General features: G+C 48.0%; 6 protein-coding genes. 5 read left to right on the forward strand and 1 reads right to left on the reverse strand.

Features of this window, described 5'->3' with window-relative positions; genetic code table 11:
- Nucleotides 1-691 precede the first annotated feature (691 nt).
- Both AC58U0_RS37035 and AC58U0_RS37040 read left to right on the forward strand, forming a co-directional pair.
- Nucleotides 692-4,036, forward strand: coding sequence for a GH36-type glycosyl hydrolase domain-containing protein (locus AC58U0_RS37035; protein ID WP_497383632.1), 3,345 nt, complete (start codon nt 692-694; stop codon nt 4,034-4,036).
- Between the two features lie 82 nt (nt 4,037-4,118).
- Nucleotides 4,119-5,084 carry a LacI family DNA-binding transcriptional regulator gene (locus AC58U0_RS37040; RefSeq protein WP_497383633.1) on the forward strand — a complete coding sequence of 322 codons (966 nt, stop codon included), beginning with the start codon at nt 4,119-4,121 and terminating at the stop codon, nt 5,082-5,084.
- A 56-nt stretch (nt 5,085-5,140) separates the two neighbouring features.
- Here the strand turns inward: AC58U0_RS37040 and AC58U0_RS37045 are convergent, their stop codons facing one another.
- On the reverse strand, nt 5,141-6,247 hold the full coding sequence (locus AC58U0_RS37045) for a M24 family metallopeptidase (RefSeq protein ID WP_497383634.1): 1,107 nt from the start codon (nt 6,245-6,247) through the stop codon (nt 5,141-5,143).
- Between the two features lie 152 nt (nt 6,248-6,399).
- On the opposite strand from AC58U0_RS37045, the gene AC58U0_RS37050 reads away from it, so the two are divergent.
- From AC58U0_RS37050 to AC58U0_RS37060, 3 genes are read left to right on the forward strand one after another with little or no spacing between them, the layout of a single operon-like run.
- The gene (locus tag AC58U0_RS37050) at nt 6,400-6,672 is read left to right on the forward strand and encodes a (2Fe-2S)-binding protein (RefSeq protein ID WP_497383635.1); all 273 of its coding nucleotides are present in this window, start codon (nt 6,400-6,402) and stop codon (nt 6,670-6,672) included.
- The gene (locus tag AC58U0_RS37055; RefSeq protein WP_497383636.1) at nt 6,669-7,010 is read left to right on the forward strand and encodes a (2Fe-2S)-binding protein; all 342 of its coding nucleotides are present in this window, start codon (nt 6,669-6,671) and stop codon (nt 7,008-7,010) included. Before AC58U0_RS37050 ends, AC58U0_RS37055 begins: the two co-directional genes overlap by 4 nt.
- Nucleotides 7,007-8,203 carry an NAD(P)/FAD-dependent oxidoreductase gene (locus AC58U0_RS37060; RefSeq protein WP_497383637.1) on the forward strand — a complete coding sequence of 399 codons (1,197 nt, stop codon included), beginning with the start codon at nt 7,007-7,009 and terminating at the stop codon, nt 8,201-8,203. Before AC58U0_RS37055 ends, AC58U0_RS37060 begins: the two co-directional genes overlap by 4 nt.
- The last annotated feature ends 264 nt before the right edge of the window (nt 8,204-8,467 follow it).

Consider the following 8,467-nt stretch of genomic DNA (forward strand, 5'->3'; position numbering starts at 1 on the left):
TCAGTTCGTCAAACTTGCTATGCTTTACCCTCATACGAACAACCTCCGGCTAATTTCATTGTATTTTCTTAGCCTAAAAGTGTCCAACTTAATTAGGGGGCTTTATAGAATCCGAGCCCATTTGTCGCGAAATGGCCTGTATGGGGCTAAATTGTTGTACACAATGCAACATTGAAGGGATAAAGGTGGGATCTAGGCAGAATTGTTGCCCTTTCTACAACATCATTTGACCGAGAGTGTGGATTCGTTCACTCACTCTTCACTCACTCTTCACTCACTCTTACTCACTCTTACTCACTCATTCACTCATTCAAACCTCATTTCCCCCACCCCCAACTAATTCACATATCAGCTCTCTCCTTACTCATTGATAGTTACGAAAAAAGACCCTATAGAGGTCACTTTACTCAAAGTGTCCATCTTTCGGGTAACCGTTCAACCATGGGCTCAGGCCGTTCTTTTGTTTACGCTTCGGTGCAATAGAAACGTTTTTATTCGAGTCGTGTATTTGATAAAATCACAATAAAACACAGTGTTCATGTGAATGGAAGTGGTTATATAGGTAATTTTATTGTTGTTCAATTGTTTATTGACTCCAAAACCATTGCTATTTATAATGATTTAATAACAATCGAAACGTTTCGATCAAATTACCAAATGCATAGTCCGAATAAGAAAGAGAGCGAAGAATATGACAAGACCTAATACAACCGACATCTGCATCCGAAATGGCGCATTGGCGTTCACTTTTATGAACAGCGGAGATATTAGAAAAATCACATACAATCAGACCATGATCAATCAGCTGATAGCTAACCCCATTGACGGTTCAATGAACAATATTTATCTGCGTATCCATCGGGAATCATCGCTATCCTTCGTACCCCTGCTTGGCATCCGTTCTTCAAGCCGGATCAGTCGCAGTGACTGTCAGATTTCTTGGAAGGGGCGTGCCGAGGAACTCGAATATGAGGTCATCTTTACGCTCACTCCTCAATTGATCTGGTTCTGGGACGTACGGGTCCATGGTCATGGAGCGGACATCGATCTTGTCTATGGGCAGGATGTGGGCATTGCGGATCAAGGTGCTGTCAGATCAAATGAAGCCTATTTGTCTCAATACATGGATCACTCTGTCTTTAAGGACCCTGTCAAAGGCTGGGTCGTCTGTTCTCGTCAAAATATGCCGCAGCAGGGACAATTCCCGTACTTACAGCAGGGCTCTTTAACAAATGCTGCGGAATATTCAACGGACGGCTTCCAATTCTTCGGTTTATCCTATAAGGCAACGAACAAGCCTGAGGCGTTGACTAAGGTCAAGCTGGCCAGCGAGATCTATCAATATGAATTTGCCTATACAGCTCTGCAATCGCAGCGCGTGATCGTCGATGGCATGGCGCGATTTGTTTTTTACGGTCTGTTCAAGCCGCACCATCCGGAGGCAGTTGTAACCTTGGCATACGAACAGGAAGTACAGGAAGCATGGGCATATGCGGAGGCACTAGATACAAAGTGGGAGGAAGATCTGGAATCTGTCAGCCTTCAGCCCAGAATCGGCGCCCCTCTTCAGGTTGAATCTATAGCAATCGAGGAGATCGGGCGCGACTTTCCTAGCCGCCATCAGGAGGAATGGGATAACGGGGTTCTGTTGTCTTTCTTCACAGAGGGGCACGAACATGTTGTATTAAAGGAGAAAGAGCTGCTTGTGGAACGTCCGCATGGACATATTCTCATGACGGGGGATAACGCTCGCATGAACGAACAAGTGCTTACTACCACATCTTATATGTACGGTATATTCAACTCGCAACTTGTGGTGGGAAATACGTCCTCTAACAAGATGCTAACAAATGCCCGCAATGCGTTGAATGTGCTGAAGACTTCAGGCCAAAGGATATTTATTGAGATGCACGGTGAATTTCGGATGCTCACAATGCCATCGATGTACGAAATTGGCTTTAACTACGTGCGGTGGACCTATAAGACGGTTGAAGACACGATTGTCGTCACGAACCTCACTGTAATGGACACGCCGGAGGTTCATCTGACCGTACAATCCGTAAGCGGAAATCCCTACCGATATCTGATTACGAATCAGGTGTCCATGAATAACAATGAATACGGAGTGCCTTTCCTCATGGAACGTGAAGGCGATGTTCTGGTATTCCGTTCGTGTGAAGGTTCGGATAACGCAGGAACCCTGCCAGACCTGTGTTACCGTATGAAGCTTACGGGAGCGGATGTGACCGTGACCGACGAGACAGCCCTAGCCGATCATGCTGATCCGGGATCCTCTTCGCTCGTTGTGCTCGAATTAAGTGCTAGCTCGGAATGGAGCTTGACAGTTCAAGGACTTATTCATGGCGGTGAGCTGCCGTTCGAGAGACCGAATACGGCTGTAGAAATAGAACGATACCGCGAGTATTTTAGAAAAGTAATGAATGGCTTCCAATTATCGCATAGTGGCGAAGCAACGGAATCGTTACATAAGGTTAATGCTCTTGCATGGTGGTACACCCATAATATGCTGGTCCATTATTCCGTGCCGCACGGGCTGGAACAATACGGTGGAGCAGCTTGGGGCACACGAGACGTATGCCAAGGGCCAACGGAATACTTCATGGCTACACAGAAATACGATCAAGTGCGCGAAATTATAAAGACCGTATATGCCCACCAATATGAAGATGACGGGAACTGGCCGCAATGGTTTATGTTCGATCAGTATTACCGCATCCAACAAGAAGAAAGCCATGGCGACATCATTGTATGGCCACTTAAGGTCATTGCCGATTACATCTCGGCTACGCACGATTACAGCATTCTTCAGGAGCGAATTCCTTATACGAATCGGGAAAGCTTTGAGTTCACCGAGGAATGCCCGACCCTGCTTGAGCATGTGCAGAAGCAGTTGACATACATGAAGAATCACTTTCTTCACGATACTCACTTGTCCGCTTATGGCGACGGGGACTGGGACGATACGCTCCAGCCAGCTAATGCGCAGCTCAAGCAATATATGATCAGCAGCTGGACGGTCGCCTTGACTTATCAAGTGCTGAATCAATTATCCACCGCTTTAACGGATGAACACCAAGAGCTGTCAGCGGAGCTGCATAAGCTAGCATCTGGCATTCAAGCCGACTTCAATCGATATATGCTGCAAAAGGATGTCATTCCCGGCTTCGTCTACATGGAGAAACCAGGGGAAGCGGAGCTTATGCTTCATCCGACTGATACGAAGACGGGCATTCAATATCGCCTGCTGCCAATGACGCGCAGCATGATCGCTGAGCTGCTGACCGAAGAGCAGGCTGAATTGCATTACCGGCTTATTAAGCAGGAGCTGTACTGCCCTGATGGCGTCCGCTTGATGAACCGTCCGGCACGATATGCTGGCGGCGTAAGCACGCACTTTAAACGTGCGGAGCAAGCGGCGAACTTTGGCCGTGAAATCGGGCTGCAGTATGTGCACGCTCATATCCGCTTCGTCGAAGCGATGGCGAAGCTCGGCAAGGTGGACGAGGCTTGGCAGGGTCTTGCCATGATTAATCCGATCGGCATCCGGGAAGTGGTGCCGAACGCCGAATTGCGCCAAAGCAATGCCTACTTCAGCAGCTCAGACGGAAAATTTAATACACGTTATGATGCTGGGGAACGATTCCAAGAGCTATTTGAAGGGACGGTTCCGGTCAAAGGCGGCTGGAGAATCTACTCCAGCGGACCAGGAATCTACATGAACCAGCTCATCTCCAACTGTCTCGGCATTCGCCAAGACGGAGGTGATCTGATCATTGATCCTGTGCTTCCGCATGAAATGGATGGTCTTCATTTCGAATTTGCCTGGAATAACCGCGGCGTCAGATTCGAGTATCATATCAGCGGTTCATTGGAATGCCATATCGAGATTAATGGTCATGAAGTCGAGACCGAAGTCATGCCAAACCGTTATCGCCAAGGCGGAACAAGAGTGCGGCGCGAGCAATTAGAGTATTTGCTAAGCGGTGAAGATAATGTTATTGCGATTTACATCTAGTGGAGCCAGTGATCTTTCGGGGGCACCGATATATTGGTATAGTAAAGGGAAATGATGCAGTGAATGATTGGGGCGAGTTATTGTGGTTAGTATTAAAGATATCGCTAAAAAAGCGGGGGTCTCGATCTCCACGGTCTCCTATGCGTTAAACGGGAGCCCCAAAGTGACGAAAGAAACGAGCAGACGAATATTGGCCGTGGCCAAGGAATTAAATTACATGCCCAATGCGGCGGCCAGATCACTGAAGAAGCGGGAAACTAAGATTATTGGGGCTTTTCTTACGGATTTTAACGGAGCGTTCTACGGGGAGCTGCTGCAGGGGATCAAAGAAGTGCTGAATAAAAAGGGTTATGACTTAATCGTATGCAGCGGCTCGCAATCCCACCGTCTGCTGCCAGAACGGAATATTGACGGCGCCATCGTGCTCGACTCTTCATTCTCAAGCGAAGAGATACTTCAATATGCGGAGCTCGGACATAAGCTGGTTGTGCTCGACCGTGAGCTGAACCATTCGAATGTGAATCAAGTACTGCTCGATAATAAGGCGGGGGCCGCATTAGCTATGGAGTATTTGATTGAAAAAGGGCATCGTAAGATCTATGTCATAACGGGGCCTGAAGCCTCGTTTGACTCGATGCAGCGTCTTCAGGCTGTCCGTCAGGTCGTTGAACGTCATCAGCCGCTTGCCTGTACGCAGATTCAAGGCGACTTTAACAAGTCGGCCGGGGAAGAAGCTGCCGAGCAAATCATTCGAGAATATACGGAGCCTGTCGCCGTCTTCTGTTTGAACGATGAGATGGCTATCGGCTTATATAATGCCGTCAAGGAATCCGAGTATAGGATTGGCACACACATTCATATCATCGGTTTCGATAATATTGAATTGACACAGTATACGGAGCCCCGTCTTGCGACGATTGATTACTCGAAGCGAAAGTGGGGAGCTTTGGCCTCCGAGCAGCTATTAAAGCTGATTGCGGATGAAGAGATCGATCACGAACGCATCTATGTGACTTTGGTCAAAGGCGATTCTGTACATGCGGTATGAGGAAGAGGTTTTCCTTTAGTCATCAATGACTTTTGGGACAACCTCTTTTTGCGATCTTACAATCTGCGCAATTGCTTGGGATAGCGTGTCAACACTTCAACCTGGCCGTTTGGCTGCACATACACATCGTCCTCGATTCGAACGCCGCCAAGCGAAGGCATATAAATACCCGGTTCAATCGTGAATACATGTCCCGGCTCAATGAGCATCTCGTTTTCACCGTTAATCGATGGATCTTCATGCACATCCAGACCTATGCCGTGACCGATCCGATTATTAAAATAAGCGCCATATCCCTTTGCTGCTATGATACCTCTCCCCGTTTGATCGATGACTCCGTATGGTGTACCCACTGCGACCGCTTGAATGGCTGCCAGATTCGCGGTTAACACGGTTTCATAAATCGTTTCCTGCTCTTTGGTTCCTTCCCCAATTAAAAACGTACGGGTAATATCTGAGCAAAACCCGCCCGCATAAACGCCAAAATCGATGAGCAAAAAATCATTCTCCTGGATCGAATAAGCACCTGGTTTGCCGTGAGGCAAGCATGACCTTTTTCCAGTCAAAATGATCGATTCGAATGCCGGCTTATCGCCTCCGAACATCCTCATCTTATATTCTAATTCCGCCGCAAGCTCTTGCTCCATCATGCCGACTCTAACTTTTTGCACGGTACTTTCAAGCACCTTTTCGGCAATATCGACCGCCCGGCGAATGCTGACAAGATCTTGTTCTGACTTAATCAGCCGCTCTTGTATGATAAATGGTTCGATATCCGTACAATGCAAATCGGGAAACAACGCTTGCAGCTGCTCCACCCTGTGAAGGCTGATTGCTTTTTTTTCCAATCCCAACGTACCGATGCGTGTTCTACCTACTTTGTCTTTCAACAGAGCGTAAGGATTCTCGCTGTCTGAACAGGGGATCAAATCGCGAACGAATGAATGCTGCTGCGCAGCTTCCAAATCTAAGCCGGGAACAATCATGCTTTCACGAGCGCTGCCCATGTCGACGATAAGTGCCATGAATCGCTCATGCGGATTCGAATGGAACCCGGTAAAGAAATAAATATTCGTTGGATTCGTAATCAAGGCGATATCAATTTGCTTTTTCTCCAAGTAATCGCGAAGTTTGCGCAATCTCAATTCATAAATGGAACTCATACATATACCCTCCCGTTTTCGTATCAGTCGTCCTTAGATTAGCAAAAACCGTGCCAATATTTCCAGTTTTACGTTTTTTTGAACAGATTGGCGCGATTATTGCTAGAAACGTGTAAGAAGGAATCGCACCAATCCGAAAAGGAAGGAACCATATGAACATGACATCCGTTATTATTTGCCGATGCGAGGAAGTAAGTCTTGCTCATTTACTTGAAACCGCCAAACAGTATCCTTGTTCTTCACGTGAATTGAAACTGCGCACACGGGCAGGCATGGGTTATTGCGGTGGACGTACCTGCCGTTTATTGGTCGATAAGATCGTACAGGAGCTATCGGATACACTAATTTCAAATGAAATACCGCTAAAACATCAGCCTCCTGTCCGACCTGTTTCTTTTCGCAGCTTAGGAGGAGAACAACCATGAGTTACGGACGAATTATGAACCACCCCATTTTAGGTGAATGGAGTAGCGAACGAATAGGCATTTCCTTTCGTTTGGATGAACAGGAATACGAAGCTTTTGAGGGTGAGACGATCGCCGCAGCGCTGCTCGCACATGGTATCCGTACGCTTCGTTACCACGAAGATACCGGTACGCCGCGCGGCCTTTATTGCAACATCGGACACTGCTTCGAATGCCGCGTTACGGTCGACGGGATAGACGGACAAAGAGCATGCCTCACACCACTAAAAAACGGAATGGACATCCGCACAGGCAAGACACTTCCCTCTCCGTTGAAGAAAGGAGCTCATCTTCCATGACAGACGTTCTCATAGTCGGAGCCGGTCCAGCCGGTTTGTCAGCCGCAATCTCCTGTGCAGAGCGCGGGTTAAAAGTAACGGTTGTCGACGAATTCATGAAACCAGGCGGCAGACTGCTGGGACAGCTGCATCAAGAACCTAACGGGACATGGTGGAATGGAATTGAAGAATCAGCCAAACTTCAGAATAAAGCTGTGTCTCTTGGCGTGGTTATCCAACTCGGCGTTTCTGTATACGATATTAAACAATCGGCAGACAGTTGGATCGTTTATACGTCAAGCGGCGTGCAGGAAGTGCCTGCTCTTCTGCTTGCTACAGGTGCGGCGGAGACCGCTGCACCTATTCCAGGATGGACACTTCCGGGTGTTATGTCCATAGGAGCGGCTCAGGTAATGACGAATGTGCATAGGGTCCGCGTCGGCATGCGCGGGATCATTGTGGGGATCAATGTGCTGTCCATTGCCATTGCACGCGAACTGCAATTAGCAGGCATCGATATTGCCGCCATGGTGCTTCCCGCCAAAAACATTATAAATACAGATGCGGGAGATCCACAAAAAGTGATGCAGTCGATGCTTCGCCTCGGGCACCTCGCACCATCCCCTATTCTTCGACTTGGCAGCGGCTTGATGCGTTATTCCCCGCTGCAAACATGGGGACTTCGGCTTTACCCAAAGAACGGTTTTAAAATTTGGGGGATCCCCATCCAACTGCGTAAAGCAGCCCTCGCTATTGAAGGAGAGGAAAAAGTCGAGAGCGTGCAGTTGGCTGATCTAACATCAGACGGAGAAATCGCGGCTCATTCCACGCGAAGCGTTCCCGTCGATTTCGTCTGCATGGCGGGCAGCCTTTATCCTCTAGCTGAACTGGCAGCTGTAGCTGGATGTCCCTTCCGCTTCGTACCCGAATTAGCCGGACATGTCCCGCTCCACAACGCCCAGATGCAAACACCGCTTACTGGCTTGTTCGTAGCGGGGAATATTACTGGCATTGAGAGCGCCAAGGTAGCAGCCGCCCAAGGTACGGTTGCAGGTATTTCGATCGCGGCTTTTCATGGGGTTAGCGGAACCGATGAAGAGCTGCAGCGTGCTGTAGAGCATGTTTGGACGGTGCGTGAACAAGCGCTGATTCAATTTCACCCCCAGGTCGCGAAGGGGCGACGACATATTGAAACGATGTATGACGAGGTATAAAACGGAATTTGCACGCATCCTTACTCATCAGCATTAATCCAATGTTGTAATTCCTACAACAATTCGCACGCCCAAAGGCTATTTTGCAACTTGAAGTTGCAGTTCGTACAACACTTCTAGCCCATTTGTTGCAAAATCGCTTTTATCGAGCCCAATTCTATAAAGCCCCCTAATTAAGTTGGACACTTTTAGGCTAAGAAAATACAATGAAATTAGCCGGAGGTTGTTCGTATGAGGGTAAAGCATAGCAAGTTTGACGAACTG

Source organism: Paenibacillus sp. J31P190 (assembly GCF_059692075.1).